Raw genomic sequence first — 20,200 nt, forward strand, 5'->3', positions numbered from 1 at the left:
TCGCGCCTCCCCCTCGGGACGAGGCTAGTGGGCCACGCCCCGGACGAGGCCGCCCACCTCGGCGCGGAGGCGGACGAACTCGGGGTCGGCGCGGGTGCCGATCTGGTCGCGGGTCGCCGGGAGCGTGACCTGGAGCTGCTCGCGGATCCGGCCGGGGTTGCGGGCCAGCACCACGACGCGGTCGCCGAGGTAGACGCTCTCGTCGATGTCGTGGGTGACCAGCAGGATCGTCATGCCCTGCGCGCGGTGCACCTGGAGGACGAGGTCCTCCAGGTCCTCGCGGGTCTGCGCGTCCACCGACCCGAACGGCTCGTCCATCAGCAGGAAGGACGGCCGGTAGGCGAGCGCGCGGGCGATCGACACGCGCTGCTGCATGCCGCCCGACAGCTCCCACGGGTACTTGGACGCCGCGTCCGCGAGCCCGACCGACTTCAGCGCCTCGGCGGCCTGCTCGCGCCGCTCGGACCGGTTCGCGCCGCGCCGCCGCAGCGGCAGCGCCACGTTGTCGCGGACCGTCAGCCACGGCAGCAGCGAGCGGCTGTAGTCCTGGAACACGACCGCGAGCTCGTCGGGGACGCCGTCGATGGCCGTGCCGTTGAGGACGACCTTGCCCTCGCTCGGCGCGATCAGCCCGGCGATGCAGCGCAGCAGCGTCGACTTGCCGCAGCCCGACGGGCCGACGATCGTGACGAGTTCGCCCTCGGCGACCTTGAGGTCCATGCCTTTCAGGACGGGGGTGGCACCACCGTAGGAGTGGCCCAGCCCGGAAATCTCCAGCATTCTGATCACCGCGCCCAGGGCTCGTAGAGGGTGGGGTCGCCTTGCTCGACCTGGACTTCCACGAGGTAGGGGCCCTCGTGGGCGAGCGCCTGCGCGAGCGCCTCGTCCAGCTCGGTGGTGGAGGCGACCGTCCGGCCGGGGACGCCGAGCCCGGCGGCGACGGCCGCGTAGTCGATGCCGGCGATGTCGGCGCCGGGGACCGTCTCGATGTCGATGCGGCGGCCGAGCGACCGGATCGCCCCGTAGCCGCCGTTGTTGACGACGACGACGGTCAGCGACACGCGCCGCTGCGCCGCCGTCCACAGCGCCTGCACCGAGTACATGATGGAGCCGTCGCCGATGACGCAGACGATCCGCTCGCCGTTCCCGGCCATCGCGCGCCCGACCGCGACGGGCAGCGCCCAGCCGAGCGCGCCGCTGCCGGAGGCGAGGAACCCGCCGGAGCGGGTGATCGGCATCCGGGCGTGGAACAGGTCGCGGTGGCTCGGGATCTCCTCCACGATCACCGCGTCCTCGGGGAGCAGGTCGCGGAGGGTCTCGACGGCGAGCGCCGGGTCGATCGGGTCGCCCGCGCGCGGCGGGGCGGGGCGGGGACGCGGCTCGGGCGCGGGCCGGTCGGCCTTCTCGACCAGGTCGAGCAGCCCGGCCAGCGCGGGCCGCAGCGTGGTGAGCAGGCTGGTCCCGACCGTGGACCAGGCCGTCTGCGCCGGGTCGCAGTCGAGGTGGAACAGCCGCGCCCCGGCGGGCAGGACGTCGCCGCCGCTGCCGACGTGGTAGGTGAACACCTGCGTGCCGAGGACGAGGACGACGTCGTGCCCGTCCAGCCGCGCGGCGAGCTGGTCCTTGACCGGGGGCAGGAACCCGCGGAACAGCGCGTGGTCCTCGGGGAACCCGGACCGCCCCGACAGCGGGCTGATCCACGCGGGCGCGCCGAGCCGCTCGGCCAGCTCGACGACCTGGGGCAGCGCCTCCTCGTCGTCCACGCCGGAGCCGACGACGATCACGGGGCCGGCGGCCGCGTTCAGCGCGTCCGCGACCTCGCGGAGCGCGGCCGGGTCGGCGGTGAAGGCGGACCTGACCTCGCGGTGCGGGACGGGCGCGGCCGGGCGGTCCCAGTCGTCCTCGGGGACGGAGATGAACACGGGCCCGCGCGGCGGCGTCATCGCGACCCGGTACGCCTCGGCGAGCGCCGCCGGGACGTCCTCGGCGCGCTCGGGCTGGCGGCTCCACTTCACGTAGGGCCGGGGGAACGTCGCGGGCTCGTCGGCGCCGAGGAACGGGCGCGACAGCAGCATGTCGCGGGACTGCTGCCCCGCGAAGACCACGAGCGGCACGCGGTCGCGGTAGGCGTTGAACACCGCGCCGAGCGCGTGCCCGACCCCGCCCGCCGAGTGCAGGCTGACCAGCCCGGCGTTGCCGGTGCCGATCGCGTGCCCGGCCGCGGCGGCGACCGCGACGGTCTCCTGGAGGGCCAGGACGTACTCGAAGTCCTCGGGGAAGTCGCGGAACATCCGCAGCTCGGTCGAGCCGGGGTTGCCGAAGACCGTGGTCATCCCGGCGCGCCGGCAGAACTCGAACACCGCCTCCCGGACGGTGGACCCGGTCGTCATGAAGCCGCCTTTCGCGCCTCGCGGTGCCAGGTCAGGACCCGGTGCTCCACCGCGAGCAGAATCGTGTTGAACAGGTAGCCGAGGACGCCGAGCAGCACGATGACGCACCAGATGGTGGGCATGTCGGACACGCTCTGGGCGTTGGTCAGCTCGAAGCCGACCCCGTCGGAGGTGCCGGGCAGCAGCTCGGAGAAGACCATCAGGATCAGCGACAGCGACAGCGCGAGCCGCAGCCCCGCGAAGATCTTGGGCAGCGCCGAGGGGATGATCAGGAACCGGATCCGCTCGAACGCCGACAGCCGGAACGTCTCGGCCGTCGCCATCTGCACCGGGTCGACCGACCGCACGCCGTCGGCGGTGTTCAGCAGGATCGGCCAGATCGCGCTGAAGATGATGGAGGCGACCTGCATCTGGGTGCCGAGCTCGAACAGCACGATGAACACCGGGACCAGCGTCGGCGGCGGGATCACCCGCGCGAACTGCATGATCGGGTTGAGGTAGGCGAGGGCCCGCTCGGAGCGCCCGATGGCGATGCCGAGCACGACCCCGGCGAGCGTCGACAGCGCCAGCCCGAGCGCCATCCGGCCGAGGCTCGGGAAGATGTTGCCGGTCGCCTCGCCGTTCAGGAACAGGTGGCTCGCGGGTCCGCTGAACCACAGGTCCTTCATGTGCTTGGCGATCTCCCACGGCGGCGGGAAGAACGGGCTGTCGGAGATCCGCGTGGCGACCTCCCACGCGGCGACGAGGATCACGAGGGGCAGCCAGCGGTGCAGGACGCCCCGCACCACCGCCCCGGCGACGCCGCCGCGGGAGCGCGGCGCGGACGACACGGTCGCGGTCGCGGCGGTCACGCGGCACCGCTCCTCTCACACGTCGAGGCGGGGGTCTGGTCCGGGGCGCGGGTCACGAGGCACCGCTCCGGAGCGCGAAGTGCCAGCGGAACAGCCGGTTCTCGGCCTGCACGAGCAGCGTGTCGCTGATGAGGCCGAGGCAGCCGGCCCACACCGTCCCGGCGAGGACGTCGCGGGTGCCGTCCGGCACGTTGCTGGCGTTGGCGATGAAGATGCCGAGCCCCTCGCCGAAGCCGGACAGGATCTCGGTGCCGACCGCGAGGATCAGCGCGATCGAGGCGGCGAGCCGCACGCCCGTCGCGATGAAGGGCGCCGCGCTGCGCAGCGACACCCGCAGCAGCACCTGCGTGCGGCTGAAGCCGAACGTGCGCAGGGTCTCCTTCGCCGTGGGGTCGACGTCGTCCAGCCCGTACATCGTGTTGAACAGGATGGGCCAGCTCGCCGCGTACACGATGAGCGGCACCTCCATGCCCAGCCCCGATCCGAGCACCAGCCCGGCGAGCGGGATGAGCGCGACCGAGGGGATCGGCCGCAGGAACTCCACGATCGCGCGCGCGCCGGTGTTGATCGCCGGGACGCTGCCGAACAGCAGCCCGAGCGGCACCGCGATCACGATGGCGAAGCCGAGGCCGAGCCCCCACGCGGTCAGCGTGACGCGCACGTTGTGCAGGAACTCCGCGTCGCCGAACAGCTCGAACGCGCGGGCGACCACGGTGGAGGCCGGGGGCAGGTAGGAACGGTCCACGATCTCGGCCCGCCCCAGGGCCTCGCTCGCGAGGAACAGGACCGCCACCCCCACGGCCCCCCGCGCCCACTTGCCTGGGCGCGAGAGACCGCGGGATGACGTCGACTGGTGTGTCATGGGTGAACTCGGTGTCCCGCCGTCAGGCCGTCGGCTGGAAGAGGATGGACTTCAGGTCGGGCTTCTGCTTGAGCAGGCCCGCGGTGGTCATCAGGTCGACGACCCGCTGCATCCGGGTGGTGTTCAGCGTGGTCGGGTAGCCCGGCAGCGTGATGACCGACGCGACCTGCGGGTCGATCTTGGCGTAGCCGGGCAGGACCTCCTCGACGCGCTTGCGGTCGCCGGTGGCGATCCCCTGCGCCTTCATGATGGCCCGCTGGAAGGCCGCCGCCGCCTTGGGGTTCTTGCTGGTGAAGTCCTGCGTGCTGACGTAGCCGCTGATCGGCAGCCCGGTCACCGGCTCGCTGCCGCCGTCGACCGCCACCCGCGCGCCCTGCTTCTTCTGGGTGTCGGACAGGAAGGGCTCCACGATGTGGACGGCGTCCACCTGGCCCTTCTCCAGCGCGGCGGCCATCTGCGGGAACGGGATCGCGACGTAGGTGACCTTCGAGGCGTCCACGTTGTTCGCCTTGAGGATCGCGTTCAGCGTCAGCGACTGGATGTTGTTGAGGATGTTGACCGCGACCTTCTTGCCCTCAAGGTCCTTCGCGGTCTTGATCTTCGAGTCGGACTTGACCAGCACGTTCATCATGTTCGAGGTGAGTGTCGCCCCCTCGGCCACGATGCTCAGCTTCAGCGTGCCCTTCTCGTTCGCCTGCAGGAAGGACACGTAGTTGGCGCCGGCGATCAGGTCCACGTCGCCCTTGGCGAGGGCGGGCAGCGCCTGGATGCTCTGCTGGACCGGCTTGATCTGTACCTTCAGGCCCTCGGCTTCGAACAGCTTCTGCTTCTGCGCGATGTGCAGGGCCGCGCCGTCCACGAGGGGCAGCGACGCGACCGTCAGTGTCTTCTTTTCCAGTCCCTTGCTACTCCCGGAGGAGTCGTCGGAGTCTCCGCAACCGACGGCGAGGGAGGCGACCAGGAGAAGAGCACCGAGGAGAACAGAGCGACGTCCGGATTGCCTCATGGCACTCCTTACTCATCAGGGGAAGATGCTGGCGTGGCTGGGTTGACCAGGGCGAAAGAGCCAGGGGGGACGACTGTGGCCACTGTTCCCGCCGCGCCTGATGATCACGTTCGGGGAGAGTATCGCGGGTTGGGCGTCTTGGGTGGTTTGCTTCCGGATTGCGTGACTGTCTTGTGTCCTGCGGGTCTTGCGTGACGCATGGTACGTCGGCGACTACTCCGTCCCGCACGTCCCCTGTTCCACTGGTCGGTACGGCCCGTGGGATCGCCGCCGGACGGGGCGGATTCGGTCCGTCCGTCCCGACCCCATTGGTCCTTTCGGTCAGGAGTGACCGTCCATCGCCGGACGACTCCGGAGAGTGAGCGATCGGACCGGTCCACGAACGGGGTCGCGAAGGTCACGATCTCGAATCGATCCCGGGCGAACAGCGGTCGTCACGATCCGAGACCGCCCAAGGACTGAACGAACATGTGCGGAGCGTGACGGACCGTACCCGTGAAAACGGACAGACGGTAACGAAACCCCGATTGTCGCATTAGTCCATATCGACTCGCCTAGGGTCCTTTGCGGCCCATCCCTGGATGTGCTGCAATGTCGAGCGCCGGAGGCGGAACGATGTTGCATTTGGACTCTTCGTGGTGGTTCGGCCACAGAGGATGCGGCACATCGTGATGGAGAGGGTGTTTACGCCGGATGCAACCAAGCGACGCAGGTCGCGACCTTCCTCGACCCGGGGAGGTCGAGGCACGGTCCGATCCTTCACCACGGACGGGCAGCAGGTTCAGCCTGCGGAACTGGCGGGTGCCGCAGCGCCTCGTCGTGCTGATCCTGGTTCCGACGGTCGCGGCCGTCGCGCTCGCCGGGTTTCGCATCTCGAACTCGGCCGGCCGGACGGAGGCGTACGGGCGGGTCGAGAAGATGGCCGACCTCGGTGAGCACGTCACCCGGTTCCTCCAGGAGTTCATCGCCGAGCGCGACACCGCCGTCGAGTACATCGCCTCCAACCACGACCCGGCCCTGCTGGGCGCCTTCCAGGACCGGCAGCGCCGGACCGACGCGCAACTCGGCCCCGTCCGCTCGGCCGCCGGGCGCATCGACTCCTCCTTCGGCGGCCAGGCCCTGCGCGACGCCACGGCCGTGCGCGGACGGCTGGACGGCGTCAAGGCGGTCCGCGCCCTCGCGACGAGCACCCGGGTGCCCGCGTTCACCGTCCTGCAGAAGTACTCCGAGTCGGCCCGGGAGCTGGCCGGCATCCTCGACGCCCTCTCGCAGAACGTCGCCGACGACCGGCTCGCGGAGGCCAGCCGCGCGCTCGGCTCGCTCGCGCGCGCCAAGGAGGCCGTCTCCCGCGAGCGCGCCCTGCTGCTCATCGGCGCGCACGGGCACCGGCTCGCCACCGACGAGCTGAACGCGCTCACCGCCGCGCGCGCGGAGGAGGACAGCGCGATCACCGCCTTCCGCGGCTCCTCCTCGGTCGCCCAGCGCCAGCTCTTCGAGGACACCGTCGTCGGCACCCGCATCGACCAGGCCCGCGACCTGCGGCAGCGCGCCATCACCGCGGCCAGCGCGGGGAACGGGCGGCTCCCGGTCACGCTCGGCACCTCGCACGCGGCCCTCGTCATCCGCAGCGTGATGACCGAGATGGTCGACCAGATGCGCAAGGTCGAGCAGTCGCTGGCCGGCGAGATCAGCAAGATCAGTGACGAGCGGGGCGCCGACGCGCGGCAGTCGACGATCACCGACGCGATCGTCGCGGCCATCCTGCTGCTGTTCGTCCTGCTGATCACCGCGTTCATGGCGCGCTCGCTGGTCAAGCCGCTGCGCCGGCTCCAGCAGGGCGCCCTGGAGGTCGCCGGCACCCGGCTGCCCGGCCTGGTCGACCGGCTCCGCGATCCCGAGGCCGCCGCCGGCGGCATCGAGGTGCAGCCGATCGACATCGACTCCACCGACGAGATCGGCCAGGTGGCCCGCGCCTTCGACGAGGTCCACCGCGAGGCGGTGCGGCTGGCGGCCGACGAGGCCGTGCTGCGCGGCAACATCAACGCGATGTTCGTCAACCTCTCCCGCCGCAGCCAGTCGCTGATCGAGCGCCAGCTCCGCCTGATCGAGGAGCTGGAGCAGAGCGAGCGCGACGAGGAGCAGCTCGCCAACCTGTTCCGCCTGGACCACCTCGCCACCCGTATGCGCCGCAACTGCGAGAACCTCCTCGTCCTCGGAGGGCAGGAGCAGGCGCGGCGGTGGAACCGGCCGGTCCCGCTGATCGACGTCGTCCGCGCGTCCCTGTCCGAGGTGGAGCAGTACGAGCGGGTGGCGCTGCGGGTTCAGGGCGACATGACGGTCGCCGGCCCCGTCGTCAACGACCTCGTCCACCTGCTGGCCGAGCTGGTCGAGAACGCGACGGTGTTCTCCGCCGAGCACACCAAGGTCACGGTGTCCGGGCAGATGCTCAGCGGCGGCGGCTCGATGCTCCAGATCACCGACAACGGCGTCGGCATCTCGCCCGAGGAGCTGGAGCAGGCCAACTGGCGGCTCGCGAACCCGCCGGTCATCGACTTCTCCGCCGCGCGGCGCATGGGCCTGTTCGTGGTCGGCCGCCTCGCCGTCCGGCACGGCATCCGGGTCGAGCTGCGCGCGGCGCAGGGCGGCGGCCTCACCGCGTTCGTCGTGCTGCCGGACGCCGTGGTCAGCCCCGGCGAGTCCGCCGGGATCGGCTCGCGCGGCTTCGGCGGCGCCGCGGCCCCCCGCGAGGCGGCGGGCGGCGGCGGGCAGCTCGCCGCGCTCACCGCGATCACCGAGCCGCCCGCCCTCGGGGCCGGCGGCGCGGGCGGCGCGTTCGAGCAGGCCGGCGCGCTCCAGCAGGAGGAGTACGGCTCGGGCCCGCAGCCCGTGCTCGGCACCGGCGGGCAGCCGCAGCTCGGCAGCGGCGGCCACCCGATGGTCGGCGGCAGCGGCGCGCACCGCGTGGTCGGCGGCGGCACCGGCCCGATGGCCCAGGCCGGGAGCGGCGCGCACGCCACCCCGCCCGGCCTCACCGGCCCGATCCCGATCGTCCCGCCGGTCGACCAGCGCCCGGCCGACGCCTCGCCCTCCGCCGGCGAGCCCTACCCGTCCGAGCCGTTCGGCTCCGACGCCTACCCGGTGCAGCCCTACGGGCCCTCCGACGACCGCGGCGCCGCCCGCGCGCCCGGCGAGCTGCCCGTCCGCGAGCCCGGCGCGAACCTGCCGGGACGGCCGGGCGCCGGCGACGGACCGAACGGGCTGTTCCAGCCGCGCGGCGAGCAGCGGCCGCAGGCCGAGCAGCCCTCCGCCGAGCGACCGTCCGGCGAGCGTCCGGGCGGCGCCGCCCGCAACGGGCTCTACCGGCCCGGCCGGCACACCGGCCCCCAGTCCGTCGTCCCCGAGGCGCAGCCCGTGGTGCCCGAGCCGGGCGCCCCGCGGCACATCCCCTGGGAGACGGGTCCGCTCCAGCAGGTCGGCGGCGACACAGGCCCGCTGCCGTCCGACACCCTCGCCGACGGCTCCCCAGGCGGCGCGCGATCCCGGCCCAGCGGAGGCGGGGCCCCGTGGGGGGACAACGGCGACCCGGCGGCGCCCGACGAGGCGCGGCCGGCCACGCCCACGCCCAACCCGCCGGAGGACGCCATCCCGGAGCCACCCGCCACCGACCAGTCCGGATTCGAGACGCCCGCGCCGGCCGCCGCGGCGGCCGAGCCCGCGCGGATCCCGCCGCCGCCCCGGCCCGCCGCCGGGCCGAGGCGGGTCCCCGAGCGCTCGCCGATCTTCGACGCGATGCAGTCGGAGTGGTTCCAGCGCAGATCGGACGCGTCGTCGGGCGAGGATCCGCCGAAGGACTGGGAGTCCCCGGCGGACGCGGGGTTCCGCGCCGCCGAGGCCGTCCGGGAGCCCGTGGCGAGCACGCGCACGTCCGTCGGGCTGCCCAAGCGGGTGCCGGGCAAGAACCGCGTGCCCGGCGCGGTGGGGCGCCAGGCGCAGGCCGGCCAGGCGGGACAGGCCCAGGCCGGGCAGGCGCAGGCCGGACAGGGCCAGGCGCAGCCGGGTCAGGGGCAGGGCGGACCGGGGCAGGCCGGTCAGCCGCAGGGCGGCCGTCCGCAGGCGGGGCAGGCGCAGCCCGCCGCGCAGGACCGCCCGGGACAGGAACCACAGGGCAGGCAGGCGCAGGGCCCGCAGGCCGACGTGGTGCGCAACCGCTTCGCGAGCCTGCAGCGAGGCGTCCATCGGGGCCGCACCGAGACTCGCGGCGGCACGTCAGGTGAGGCGCCGTCGCAGGGCGACGACGAGACAGGAGGCTCCCGGTGAGCGGGCAGGATCTCAACTGGTTGGTGACGAACTTCGCGGACCGGGTCCCGAAGGTCGCGCACGCCGTCGTGGTCTCCTCGGACGGCCTGCCGATGGCCTACTCCTCGGGCTTCCCGCCCGAGCGCGCCGACCAGCTCTCGGCCATCGCCTCCGGGCTGATGAGCCTGACGCAGGGTGCGGCGAAGATCTTCGACGCGGGCGGTGTGAGCCAGACCGTCGTCGAGATGGACCGCGGGCTGCTGTTCGTCATGTCGATCACCAACGGGTCGGTGTTCGCGGTGCTCGCCGCGCCCGACTGCGACCTCGGACTGGTCGCGTACGAGATGACGCTGCTGGTGGAGCGGGTCGGCCGGGTGCTGACGCCCGCGCTGCGCTCCCCGGAGCAGCAGCCGCCGTACCCGGGACCGCCGGTGACCGAGATGGGCGCGGGGCCCGCCCGTTATTGACCGGACTGACTCTGACGGAGGTCGGGCGAGATGGATCGAGGCAGTTCCTACGGAGGCGGTCCGGGAGGTCCGGGCGGCCCGGGGCGCTGGCCGGGGGACCAGGGGCGGGTGCCGGGGCAGGGGGGCCGGCCGCCCGCACGCGAGGAGGAGGACGCCAGTTCGCTGGTGCGCCCGTACGCCGTCACCGGGGGACGCACGAAGCCGCGGTACGACCTGGCCATCGAGGCCCTGGTCACCGCGGCGCCCTACCCGCCGCGGGACGTGGCCGTGCTGACCCCGGAGTACCGGGCGATCATGGACCTGTGCCGGTCGGCCCGATCGGTGGCGGAGGTGTCCGCGATGCTCCGCATCCCGCTCGGCGTCGCGCGGGTGCTCGTCGCCGACATGGCCGTCGAGGGACTGCTGCGCCTGCACCAGTCGCGTCCCACCACGACCGGCGGCCAGCCGGACCTCCGTTTGCTAGAAAGGGTGCTCAGTGGCCTTCGGAAGCTCTGATCAGGTTCCACCCCCGGGGCCGCACGGCGCAGAGGCCGAGCTGACCTCTGTGAAGATCGTCGTCGGCGGCGGGTTCGGCGTCGGCAAGACCACCTTCGTCGGGTCGGTCTCGGAGATCATGCCGCTCACCACCGAGGCGGTGATGACGGCGGCGAGCGCCGACGTGGACGACCTGTCGGCCGTCCCCGACAAGACGACCACCACGGTCGCGATGGACTTCGGCCGCGTCTCGCTCGACCGCGAGCTGATCCTGTACCTGTTCGGCACGCCCGGCCAGCACCGCTTCTGGTTCATGTGGGACGACCTGGTCCGCGGCGCGATCGGCGCGGTCGTGCTGGTCGACACCCGCCGCCTGGAGGACTGCTTCGCCGCCGTCGACTACTTCGAGGAGCTCGGGCTGCCGTTCGTCGTCGGCGTGAACGGGTTCCACGGCGAGTTCCAGTACGCGGTCGAGGACATCCGCGACGCGTTGTCGATCAGCGGGCACGTGCCGATCGTCCAGTGCGACGCGCGCAACCGCGAGTCGACCAAGCAGGTGCTGATCACGCTTGTCCAGCACGCGATGTCGGTGCACGCCACCGCCGCGCCGGGGACGACCTCCCCGAGCTGGACCTGATCCTCCGGCCGGCGGCCGCCGGCCGGGCCCGTGTCGTGTCGCCCACATCCGGGTGATCTACGGTCGCGTAGGTTGCGTGCACCATGCATCATTGCCAACGTGATCGAGAACGAACGGGCACGGGGGACGGCGATGGCGGAGATGGGGCGGATCCGGACGTACGTGGCCCTCGGCGACAGCTTCACCGAGGGCCTGAACGACCCCTACCCGGGTGAGCGGGACCGCTTCCGCGGCTGGGCCGACCGGCTCGCCGAGCATCTCGACGCCCGCGACCCGGGCCTGCGCTACGCCAACCTCGCGGTCCGCGGCAAGCTCGTCCGGCAGATCGTTGACGACCAGGTGCCGCGGGCCGTCGAGCTGTCGCCCGACCTCGTGACGTTCTGCGGCGGCGGCAACGACATGCTGCGCCCCGGCGCCGACCCGGACGCGCTCGCCGTGGTCTTCGACGACGCCGTCCGGCGGCTGCGCGCCACCGGCGCCCGCGTCGTCGTCTTCACCGGGTTCGACCCGCGCGGGCTGAACACCGCGACGCGCATCCGCGGCCGGGCCGCGACCTTCAACATGCACCTGCGCGCCATCGCCGACCGCCGCGACTGCGACGTCGTCGACCTGTGGTCGCTGCGGGTGTTCAACGACCGGCGCGCCTGGTTCGAGGACCGGCTGCACCTGTCGCCCGAGGGGCACCGCCGCATGGCGCTGCGCGTCGCCGAGGTCATCGGCGTCCCGGTCCAGGGCGACTGGCGCGAGCCGTGGCCGCCGCCGTCCCCCGCCGGCTGGCTCACCTCGCGCCGCGCGGACCTCCACTGGGCCCGCGCGTACCTCCTCCCGTGGATCGGGCGCCGCGCCACCGGCCGCTCCTCCGGCGACGGTCGCGACCCCAAACGGCCCAACGCGCTGCCGCTCTAGCGGCGCGACGGGGATGTGCGTGATCGAGCCGGGTCGTAGGGTGCATGCGAGACGTACGTCACCCCGACCCGCCGCGTAGGAGAAGGACCCCCCTGGTGAGTGCCCCCCGGCTGCCGGACCACCTCGAAGTGCTGCTGACGGACGAGCCCGTCCTGGACGTGTACGCGTTCGGGCCGTGGCGCGTCCCCGACGGCCTGTACGAGGACATGCGCGAACGCGCGGTCGCCTACAACGCCGATCCGCGCGCGATCGTGCTGACCAGGCAGCTCAGCGACTTCTACGGCAAGGACACGAGCGCGGCGGGCGCCGAGCAGTGGTCGCTGCTGACGTTCCTGCTGGGTGCCTCGGCGGTGCGCGGCGGGACGCGCGGCGATGTCGACTACGAGCTGCTGTCGGCGTTCCTGGCGACGCCGGAGCCCGCCGTCCGCGACCCGATGGCGTGGTTCACCCAGGGCGGCCGGTGGCGGCCGCCGGGGCTGTGGCTGCCCGAGCCCGCCGGCGACGACCGGGAGCGCCGCGCGGTCATGTTCGAGCTGGCGCGGGCGGGCCTGGAGGTCTTCGACGGCCTGGAGCCGCTGGAGCGGCGGCGCCGGACGCTGATGGACCTGTTCGACCGGCGGGCGTCCGATCCGGCGCTGCGGGAGCAGGACATGACCGTCCCGCAGAAGGCGCTGGAGGAGGTCTGGACGGCGAGCCTCGGCGAGGACGAGCTGGCCGTGCTGCCGGAGATGGCCGGGCCGCTCGCCTACCTCGGCTGGGCGTGCGAGGGCCTGGACGCGGCGCACGAGCGGATCGCCGGGGCCGTCTCCGACGGCGACGACCCCGACGTCGCGCTCGCGCTGCTGCTGCTCGCGGCGGAGGCGCGGGTCGTCCCGGCCGAGCTGGCGGTCGCGCTCGGCACGGCCCGCTACGAGAGGCTGGAGGAGCGGTTCCAGGCGGCGCGCGAGGGCTTCGCGGCCGAGGCGTGGCAGCAGGACGTGCGCGCCTGGCTGGCCCGCGCGCTGGTCGCGGGCGAGGCCGACGCCGCGCGCGGCTGGCTCGACATGGCGGTGCGGATCACCGGCGCCGTGCAGGGCCTGCCGGACGCGGCGATCAGCCCGCGCTGCCGGGTGCCGGTCCGGCCGTTCCAGGCCGACCTGCGGCGGCTGTTCACGGCGCGGCGCGTGTTCAACCCGCTGGGCTCGGCGCTGTTCCCCGAGCGCGTCGCGGCCGGGCGCCCCGGCCAGGCCGCCGACGAGGGGCGCGCCGCCCGGGACGAGGCCGTCGCGGAGGCGATCGTCGGGCAGCCGGAGCTGACCCGGGCCGTCCAGGACGCGCTGGCGGCGCGGCTCGCGGGGGAGCGGCCGGTGCGGCTGCTGGTCGCCGGTCCCGAGGGGACGGGCAAGGGCACCGCCGCCGAGGTGGTGGAGCGCGCCCTCGCCGAGAGCGGCGTGCTGCGCGAGGCGCTGTGGGTCTCCGACCAGGTGTTCGCCTCGCTCGGCGTGAGCGACGCCGTGCTGTGGCTCCAGGCCCGCGTCCGCGACTGCGTGGAGGCGCGGATGCTGCTGGTCGTCGACGACCTGGAGCGGCTCGTCACCTACGAGCGGTGCGGCCCGGCGGCGGTGGAGGAGCTGCGGCGGCTGCTCGCCCGCTCGCCCTCGCTGGACGTCGTCGCGCTGTGCCGGCCGGGCGGCGACCGGCGGCTGATCGACGCCAACCCCGCGCTGGTGCGGGCGTTCGAGGTCGTCGGCACCCGCGACTTCGCCGAGGACGGCTTCGCCGAGCTGTTCACCCGCGCCGCCGCCCGGCGCGGCGCGCGCGTCGCCGCCGAGGTCGCGGAGGCCGCCGGGGTGCTGCTCACCCGCACGCCGCCGCTGCTCAACCTGCGCGGGGCGCGGCTCGTGGAGCACATGGTCGGGCAGTGCGTCGCCGCCGCGCGGGCCCGCACGCCCGCCGCCGCGGCGGACGAGCTGGAGATCACCGACGCGGACCTGCCGCAGCGGGTCGTGCACGGCCGCCGCTCCGACCGCGACCCGCTCGCCGAGCTGGCCGCCTGCGCCGGCATCGAGCCGGTCAAACGGGAGGTCGACGCGCTGGTCGCCGAGGCGAAGGCGGCGAGCCTGCGCCGCGAGGCGGGGATGGCGGTCGCGGCGCGGCCCCGGCACCTGGTGTTCACCGGCAACCCCGGCACCGGCAAGAGCCTGGTCGCGCGGATCCTCGGCCGGATCTACGCCGACCTCGGCGCGCTGTCCTCGGGCCACCTGGTCGAGGTGGACCGCGCCGAGCTGCTCGGCGAGTACTCCAGCGAGAGCGTGCTGCGCGTGCGGCGGGCGGTGGAGCAGGCGCTCGGCGGCGTCCTGGTCGTCCGGGACGCGCACGTGTTCGCGCCGTCGGCCGCCGAGGGCCCGCGCGGCCGGGAGGTGCTGGACGTGCTCGGCACCGCCGTCCAGGCGCACGCCGACGACCTCGTCGTGGTGCTGACCGGGCCGGAGGCCGAGTTGAACGGGCTGCTGAAGTCCACGCCCGACCTCGCCGCGTTCTTCCCCCGCACGGTCCGCTTCCCCGACCTCGACGACGACGAGCTGGTCGAGGTGTTCGCCGCCAAGGCCGCCGACGCCGGGTTCGCGCTGGCCCCGGGCGTCCTGGACAAGGTCCGCGCGCTCGCCCAGGCGGCGCCGCGCGACCGCGGCTTCGGCAACGCCCGCATCATGATCAACCTGCTGGACCGGGCCGTCGCGATGCAGGGGCGCCGCGTCCTGGCCGACGGCGTCGTCGACGAGAACGAGTCGCTGGACGAGATCCTGCTGGAGGACGTGCCCGACACGCTCGCGCGGGGCCGCGAGGAGGGGTCGGGCGACCCGCTCGCCGACATCGGCCGCCTCATCGGCCTGGACGCCATCAAGGCGGAGGTGGCCTCGCTGGTCGCCGAGGCGCGCGCCGAGCAGATCCGGCGGGACGCGGGCGTCCCGATCGCCTCCCCGGCCCGGCACATGGTGTTCATGGGCAACCCGGGCACCGCCAAGACGACGATCGCCCGGCTGATCGCCGCCGTGTACGCCCAGCTCGGGCTGCTGTCCTCGGGCCATCTCGTCGAGGTCACCCGCGCCGACCTCGTCGCCGACTACATCGGGCAGACCGCGCCGCGGGTGCGGGGCGCGGTCGAGCGCGCGCTCGGCGGCGTCCTGTTCGTGGACGAGGCGTACGCGCTGTCCTCGGCGGGCGGCGACGGCCGCGACTTCGGCCACGAGGCGGTCGCCGAACTGCTGCGGCTGATGGAGGAGCACCGCAACGACCTGGTGGTCATCGTCGCGGGCTACGACGCGGAGATGGAGCGTTTCCTGAAGTTCAACCCGGGCCTGGACTCCCGGTTCCCGAAGGTGCTGCGCTTCCCCGACTACTCCGGCGACGAGCTGGTCACGATCTTCGAGTCGATGGCGGCGGAGAAGGGGTTCGAGCTGGCCCCCGGCCTGCTGGACGCGCTGCGCCGGCTCGTCGCGGGGCTGCCGCGCGGGTCCTCCTTCGGCAACGCGCGGGTCGTCCGCAACCTGCTGGAGGCGGCGGTGTCGCGGCAGGCGGGGCGCATCACCGCCGCGCACGACGCGGGCTCCGGCGAGGTCGACGCGGCCGAGGTGCGGCTGCTGCGGCCCGAGGACCTGCCGGACGCCCCGTCCCGCGACGACGCGGGGGGCTTCGGGCCCTACATCTAGGCCGCGACGTCCAGGTCAGAGGTCGCCGAGCCGCAGGTCGCCGGTCCGGAAGGGGGCGCTCACGTACTCCAGCACGAGGTCGTCGGCGGCGCCCTCCCGGAACTCGGCGACGAGCGCGCGGTAGGCGGCCTCGGTGTCCTCCAGCGTCGCGGACTCCTTCATCCGCCGCAGCGCGCCGATGATCGCGGTGCGCAGCAGGTGCGCCGGGGACACGTGGTTGACGCCGAACGACAGGTGGGTGGAGACGCCGCCGGTCTCGGCCGACGCCGCGTGCCCCCAGCCCCGGGGGATGACGAGCGTGTCGCCGACGTCCAGGACGACCTCCGCCGACTGGGCCGCCGGGGCCGGACGGGTGTCGTCGTCCTCGGTCCACCCGTCCGGCGGGGCGTCGTAGAGCCGCCACCGCTTGGAGCCCTCGGTCTGGACGACGACCACGAAGTCGTCCCGGTCCCGGTGCCGGTGGAAGCCGCTGGTCCCGGGCGGCGTCAGGAAGACCATCGTGTTGAGGGAGGCGGCCATCGCGCGGGTGACCTCCAGCGCGGACCGGCGCAGCGTCCCGTCCCAGATCTCGGGTCCGGTGATGACCATCGTGTAGCCGCTCGCGACGAGCCGCCGCACCTTGTCCGCCGACAGCAGGAACGGCCACGCCCGCCCCTGCACCTCGAAGTCCGACGACATCAGCGACAGCGGCGCGGCCGTGTTGTCGCGGGAGAACGACACCGACGCGCTGGTGATCTGGCCCCGGTCCAGCCAGGTGTCGACGCGCGCGGCGGTGACGCGGTAGCCGTCCGACACGGCCACGCGCGCGGCGGTGGGACGGCTCGGACGCGTGCGGGCCGTCGTGACCAGGAGGTCGCCGATCGACGCGTACTCCCGGGAGGTGCGCAGGTCATCCATGTGCGGGCTCCTTAGCGGGCTTCGTCGTGGACGAGGTGGTCGGTGACCGCGGTCTCCCGCGTGCGGCGCAGGGCCACGACGACGCCCGCGGACGCCACCGCCGAGGCGAGCGCCCCCGACACCACCATCGTCGCGGCCGGGCCGAGCGCGGCGACGGCGGGAGCGCCGGCGGCGGCCCCGGCGACGGACGCGGCCTGGATGAGCGACCCGCTGGCGGCGAACGCCCGGCCGCGCGTCGCCTCGGGTGTGCAGCGCCTGATCACCGCGCCCTCCCCGGCGTTGCTCATGCCGTTGCCGACGCCGCCGACGACCGCCGCCGCGAGCGCGAGGGGGTAGGTCGCGGCGAGGCCGATGCCGAGGACGCCGAGCCCGAGCATGAGGTTCCCCGCCCCGAGCAGCCCCTCCTCGCGGCCCCGGCCCGCCTCCAGCGCGAACACCTGGATGCCGACCAGCTCGCACACCGAGTAGAGCGCCTCGTACACCCCGAACCCGACCGGGCCCGCGCCGAGGTCGTCGGTGAAGCGGTAGGGCGCGGCGACGTTGTCGGCCAGCGCGATGCCGGCGGCCAGCGCGGTGAGCGGGATCGCGAACCGCAGGACGGGGTCGCCCAGCACGACCCGGAACCCGGCCCTGGCGAAGCCGCGCCCGCCGCCCGCCGGGGCGGCCTCGCGGTGCGGCCGCCTGCGGGCGCCGACGGTCGTCATCGCGATCGCCAGGACGAGGAAGCTGGCCGCGTTGAGGAGCAGCGCCGCGCGGGTGCCCCCGGCCGCGCCCGCGAACCCGCCGACGGCCGGGCCGATGATCCCGCCCAGCGCGCGTCCGGTGCCGAGCCGCGCGTAGCCGCGGGTCGCGCCGTCCTCGCCGGTGATGTGCGGCACCAGCACCGCCGCCGCCGGACGCTCGACCGCCGCCTGCGCGCCGAGCAGCGCGACCAGCCCGACGACGGCCGCCGGGGCGTCCACCAGGCTCAGCGCGACGCTCACCACCGCCTGGCCCGCGCTCGCCCAGATCAGGACGGCCCGCGCCTCCAGCCGGTCGACGATCGCGCCCGCCACCGGCGCCATCAGGATGACCGGGGAGATCTCCGCCAGCAGCAGCGCCGTCACCCAGCCCGCGCCCGCCTCCCGCAGGTGCAGGACCATGGCGAGGAACGCCGCCGTGGTGCCGAGCGTGGACAGGCCGCAGGCCGTGGCGACCAGCGCGAGGTCGCGCCGTGGGCGGACGCTCCTCACCGAACGCTCACCGCCGCGCGTGTGCTCACTGGGATGCGTGCGCTCATTGGTACGCGGACGCTCACCGGTACCCGGGCGCTCGTCGCCGCGCGTGCGCTCACCGGTACGCGGGCGCGCATTGGTACGCGGGCGCTCACTGGTACGCGGACGCTCACCGGTACCCGGGCGCTCGTCGCCGCGCGTGTGCTCACCGGTGCGCGGACGCTCACCGGTAGCCGGACGCTCACCGGTACCCGGGCGCTCGTCGCCGCGCGTGCGCTCACCGGTACGCGGGCGCGTATTGGTACGCGGGCGCTCACTGGTACGCGGCCCCGGAGACCTGGAGCGCGCGGTCGAGTTCGCCGGGCGGCAGCCCGAGCCGGTCGCCGAGGCGGCCGAGCGCGGCCGTGGCCGAGGCGATCACGTCGTCGAGGTCGGTGCCGCGGCGGCCGAAGCCCCGCAGGCCGACCTCCTCCAGCGTCGCGGGCAGCGCGCCCGAGGCGAGCCGGTCGACCAGCCGCCGGAAGAACATCGGCGGCGCGTGCCGCAGCGTGACGCTGTCGAGCTGGAGGCGGGAGAGGTCCTCCCAGGGCCCCTGCCGCTCGGTCAGGCATTTCACGGCGGCGGGGTGTTTCAGCAGCGTCTCCGTTTTCGCCAGCAGCGCGTCGATCCGGCCCTGGTAACGGGAACCGAAACTCCAGAGGAGATTCCACCAGACGCGCAGTTCCGCGTGCTCGAAAAGCTCGGCCGTGTCGGGGAGCGTGCCGGCGGCGAACGGCCTTCCGAGGCGTTCCTCGTAGTATTCCCGGATGGGCGTTCCCTCATACAGCGCGAGGCTCGTGTAGAAATGCTCGTGCGGATAGTGGTCGAGGAAATGCCGTTCGATGAAGTCCATGTTCAGGCGGAGGTCCTCGACGGTGCTCGCCGGGTCGACCATGATGAAGTCCAGCGCTATCTCCACGCCGATCCGGTTGAGGAACGCCACGGCCGCGTCGTTGACCTCCGGGCCCACGCCCTTGGCGAGCCGGCGCAGCACGGCCGGTGAGGCGCTCTCCACGCCGACCTCGATGAACCGCAGCCCGAGCGCCCGCATCTCCATGATCGCGTGCTGGGCCTTCAGGATCTGATTGACGCGCGTCCCGAAGCTGAAGGTGACACGGTCGTCGGCGGCGTGCAGCGCGCGCACGATCTCCAGTGCGCGGCCCGCCTGGACGAAGAAATTCGCGTCGCTGAAGTAGACGTGCCGGTAGTCGACGTCGTCGCGCTCCCGGAAGAACTCCAGCTCCTCGACCACGTTGCCCGGGCTGCGGGAGCGGTAGCGCCGCCCGATCGTGAGGACGCCGCAGAAGCTGCAGTTGTAGGGGCAGCTCCGCGAGGTGTTGATCGTCAGGGCGGGGCGCAGCTCGTCGCGGAGCGCGTCGTAGAAGTGGAGCCTGGCGTAGGCGCGGTCGGTGACGAAGTCGGCCGCCGGGAACGGGAGCGAGTCGAGGTCGTCGAGCGCGGGCAGCTCGGCGTTCACCCGGACGGCGGCGCCCTCGCGCCAGGTGAGGTTCGGCACCGCGCCGAGCCCGTCCGGCCCCGACTCCAGGCATCGGACCAGGTCGAGCGTGGGGTGCTCGCCCTCCCTGCGCACGACCGCGTCGACCTCGGGGTGGTCGCGGAGGATCCGCCCGTGGGTCGCGGTGGCCTGCGGGCCGCCCATGACGACGAAGCAGCCGGGGTTGCGCCGCTTGACCTCGCGGGCCATGTCGAGCGCGATGGGGAACGACTCGTTGTAGACCGACATGCCGAGCAGGTCGTGGTCCCACAGCCGGTACTGCTCCACCAGGTCGGACGCGCCGGTCGTGGAGTCGCCGAAGTCGAAGCCGGTGGAGCGGTACCCCCGCGACTCCAGGAAAGCCATGATGTAGGCGAGGCCGATCGGGATGGACTTGCGGCGGTCGGAGAACCCGACCGAGGGGTTGAGGAACGCGATCCGCATGCGAGCCTCACCCGCCGCCGCGAACGGGCTCTTCGGCGGAGGCGATCACGCGCCTGGACACCAGCGCGTGCACGAAGGCCCTGTCCTCCTCCGCCATCGCCGGGGCGTCGCAGCGCCCGGTCGCGGCCAGGTCGCGCCACAGGGCGCTGGCCCGCTCGTTCAGCCGGACCGCCGATCCGCCCGCGCCGGCGCCCGCGACGTAGACGCTGCCGCACTCGTCGAGATAGGGCGTGAGAATGGTGTAGAACGCCACCGCGATGACCTCCTGATGGGCCGCCGCCGCGGAAGGGGCGCCTCCCGCGGCGGCCGCCGCCTTGTCGGGGTGCTCAGCCAGAGGTACCCGAATAGCGTTTTCCGAGCATCTTGGTGTAGGTCGCGCTGCCCATCGCCACGTCCGTGAAAGCCGGGGCCTCCCTCTTGGTCTCGCGAAGCTCGTCCCGGACCAGTTCGCGTAGCGACTTGCGATCCGTTCTCATGATGCCTCCCCCCTCTCCGGATGATCGTCGAACGCTCGACGTGATCCATTGTCGGGCGAT

The 20,200-nt window shown here is 73.6% G+C and carries 16 protein-coding genes; 6 read left to right on the plus strand and 10 right to left on the minus strand.

The features are described from left to right. Positions 1–24 precede the first annotated feature (24 nt). From KLI87_RS25190 to KLI87_RS25210, 5 genes are all read right to left on the minus strand, one after another. Positions 25–780: an ABC transporter ATP-binding protein gene (locus KLI87_RS25190; RefSeq protein WP_214618939.1), complete on the minus strand. Its 756-nt coding sequence runs from the start codon at positions 778–780 to the stop codon at positions 25–27. A 5-nt stretch (positions 781–785) separates the two neighbouring features. Then, positions 786–2,390, minus strand: coding sequence for a benzoylformate decarboxylase (mdlC, locus tag KLI87_RS25195; RefSeq protein WP_214618940.1), 1,605 nt, complete (start codon positions 2,388–2,390; stop codon positions 786–788). Next, positions 2,387–3,241 carry an ABC transporter permease gene (locus KLI87_RS25200; protein WP_214618941.1) on the minus strand — a complete coding sequence of 285 codons (855 nt, stop codon included), beginning with the start codon at positions 3,239–3,241 and terminating at the stop codon, positions 2,387–2,389. The genes mdlC and KLI87_RS25200 overlap by 4 nt, the downstream gene beginning before the upstream one ends. 52 nt (positions 3,242–3,293) lie before the next feature. After that, positions 3,294–4,034: an ABC transporter permease gene (locus KLI87_RS25205; protein ID WP_242886164.1), complete on the minus strand. Its 741-nt coding sequence runs from the start codon at positions 4,032–4,034 to the stop codon at positions 3,294–3,296. 91 nt (positions 4,035–4,125) lie between these two features. Further along, positions 4,126–5,109, minus strand: a complete 984-nt coding sequence (locus KLI87_RS25210; RefSeq protein WP_156215363.1) for an ABC transporter substrate-binding protein — start codon at positions 5,107–5,109, stop codon at positions 4,126–4,128. A gap of 801 nt (positions 5,110–5,910) precedes the next feature. Here KLI87_RS25210 and KLI87_RS25215 point away from each other — a divergent pair. The 6 genes from KLI87_RS25215 to KLI87_RS41630 all read left to right on the plus strand — a co-directional run bounded on the left by KLI87_RS25215 (position 5,911) and on the right by KLI87_RS41630 (position 15,575). Then, complete coding sequence (locus tag KLI87_RS25215) at positions 5,911–9,426, plus strand: sensor histidine kinase (RefSeq protein WP_214618942.1); 3,516 nt, start codon at positions 5,911–5,913, stop codon at positions 9,424–9,426. Continuing rightward, on the plus strand, positions 9,423–9,872 hold the full coding sequence (locus tag KLI87_RS25220) for a roadblock/LC7 domain-containing protein (protein WP_214618943.1): 450 nt from the start codon (positions 9,423–9,425) through the stop codon (positions 9,870–9,872). The genes KLI87_RS25215 and KLI87_RS25220 overlap by 4 nt, the downstream gene beginning before the upstream one ends. A gap of 30 nt (positions 9,873–9,902) precedes the next feature. Further along, positions 9,903–10,367, plus strand: coding sequence for a DUF742 domain-containing protein (locus KLI87_RS25225; RefSeq protein WP_156215365.1), 465 nt, complete (start codon positions 9,903–9,905; stop codon positions 10,365–10,367). Between the two features lie 40 nt (positions 10,368–10,407). Further along, on the plus strand, positions 10,408–10,983 hold the full coding sequence (locus tag KLI87_RS25230) for an ATP/GTP-binding protein (RefSeq protein WP_156215648.1): 576 nt from the start codon (positions 10,408–10,410) through the stop codon (positions 10,981–10,983). A gap of 141 nt (positions 10,984–11,124) precedes the next feature. Continuing rightward, complete coding sequence (locus KLI87_RS25235) at positions 11,125–11,889, plus strand: SGNH/GDSL hydrolase family protein (RefSeq protein ID WP_156215649.1); 765 nt, start codon at positions 11,125–11,127, stop codon at positions 11,887–11,889. A 95-nt stretch (positions 11,890–11,984) separates the two neighbouring features. Beyond that, positions 11,985–15,575, plus strand: coding sequence for an AAA family ATPase (locus tag KLI87_RS41630; RefSeq protein WP_214618945.1), 3,591 nt, complete (start codon positions 11,985–11,987; stop codon positions 15,573–15,575). A 15-nt stretch (positions 15,576–15,590) separates the two neighbouring features. Here KLI87_RS41630 and KLI87_RS25245 read toward each other — a convergent pair whose 3' ends face one another. From KLI87_RS25245 to KLI87_RS25265, 5 genes are all read right to left on the minus strand, one after another. Beyond that, a complete protein-coding gene (locus tag KLI87_RS25245; protein ID WP_214618946.1) occupies positions 15,591–16,472 on the minus strand; it encodes a JmjC domain-containing protein in 882 nt (293 codons plus the stop codon). Positions 16,473–16,483: 11 nt separating this feature from the next. Next, positions 16,484–17,704 (minus strand): MFS transporter, encoded by a 1,221-nt coding sequence (locus KLI87_RS25250; RefSeq protein WP_156215368.1) that lies wholly within the window; start codon positions 17,702–17,704, stop codon positions 16,484–16,486. 295 nt (positions 17,705–17,999) lie between these two features. Then, positions 18,000–19,664, minus strand: coding sequence for a B12-binding domain-containing radical SAM protein (locus KLI87_RS25255; protein ID WP_214618947.1), 1,665 nt, complete (start codon positions 19,662–19,664; stop codon positions 18,000–18,002). Positions 19,665–19,671: 7 nt separating this feature from the next. After that, entirely contained in the window at positions 19,672–19,917 is a 246-nt protein-coding gene (locus KLI87_RS25260; protein ID WP_156215370.1) for a hypothetical protein, read from the minus strand. 73 nt (positions 19,918–19,990) lie between these two features. Continuing rightward, positions 19,991–20,140 carry a hypothetical protein gene (locus KLI87_RS25265; RefSeq protein WP_214618948.1) on the minus strand — a complete coding sequence of 50 codons (150 nt, stop codon included), beginning with the start codon at positions 20,138–20,140 and terminating at the stop codon, positions 19,991–19,993. Between the last annotated feature and the right edge of the window lie 60 nt (positions 20,141–20,200).

The sequence above is a fragment of the Actinomadura sp. NEAU-AAG7 genome (assembly GCF_018603865.1).
GTDB lineage: Bacteria > Actinomycetota > Actinomycetes > Streptosporangiales > Streptosporangiaceae > Spirillospora > Spirillospora litoris.

Bases quoted from the DNA above. Each gene is read 5' to 3' on its own strand.
- KLI87_RS25235 (WP_156215649.1), top strand. From the start codon at position 11,125: ATGGGGCGGATCCGGACGTACGTGGCCCTCGGCGACAGCTTCACCGAG.
- KLI87_RS25265 (WP_214618948.1), bottom strand. From the start codon at position 20,140: ATGAGAACGGATCGCAAGTCGCTACGCGAACTGGTCCGGGACGAGCTT.
- KLI87_RS25190 (WP_214618939.1), bottom strand. From the start codon at position 780: ATGCTGGAGATTTCCGGGCTGGGCCACTCCTACGGTGGTGCCACCCCC.
- KLI87_RS25210 (WP_156215363.1), bottom strand. From the start codon at position 5,109: ATGAGGCAATCCGGACGTCGCTCTGTTCTCCTCGGTGCTCTTCTCCTG.
- KLI87_RS25245 (WP_214618946.1), bottom strand. From the start codon at position 16,472: ATGGATGACCTGCGCACCTCCCGGGAGTACGCGTCGATCGGCGACCTC.
- mdlC (WP_214618940.1), bottom strand. From the start codon at position 2,390: ATGACGACCGGGTCCACCGTCCGGGAGGCGGTGTTCGAGTTCTGCCGG.
- KLI87_RS25225 (WP_156215365.1), top strand. From the start codon at position 9,903: ATGGATCGAGGCAGTTCCTACGGAGGCGGTCCGGGAGGTCCGGGCGGC.
- KLI87_RS25255 (WP_214618947.1), bottom strand. From the start codon at position 19,664: ATGCGGATCGCGTTCCTCAACCCCTCGGTCGGGTTCTCCGACCGCCGC.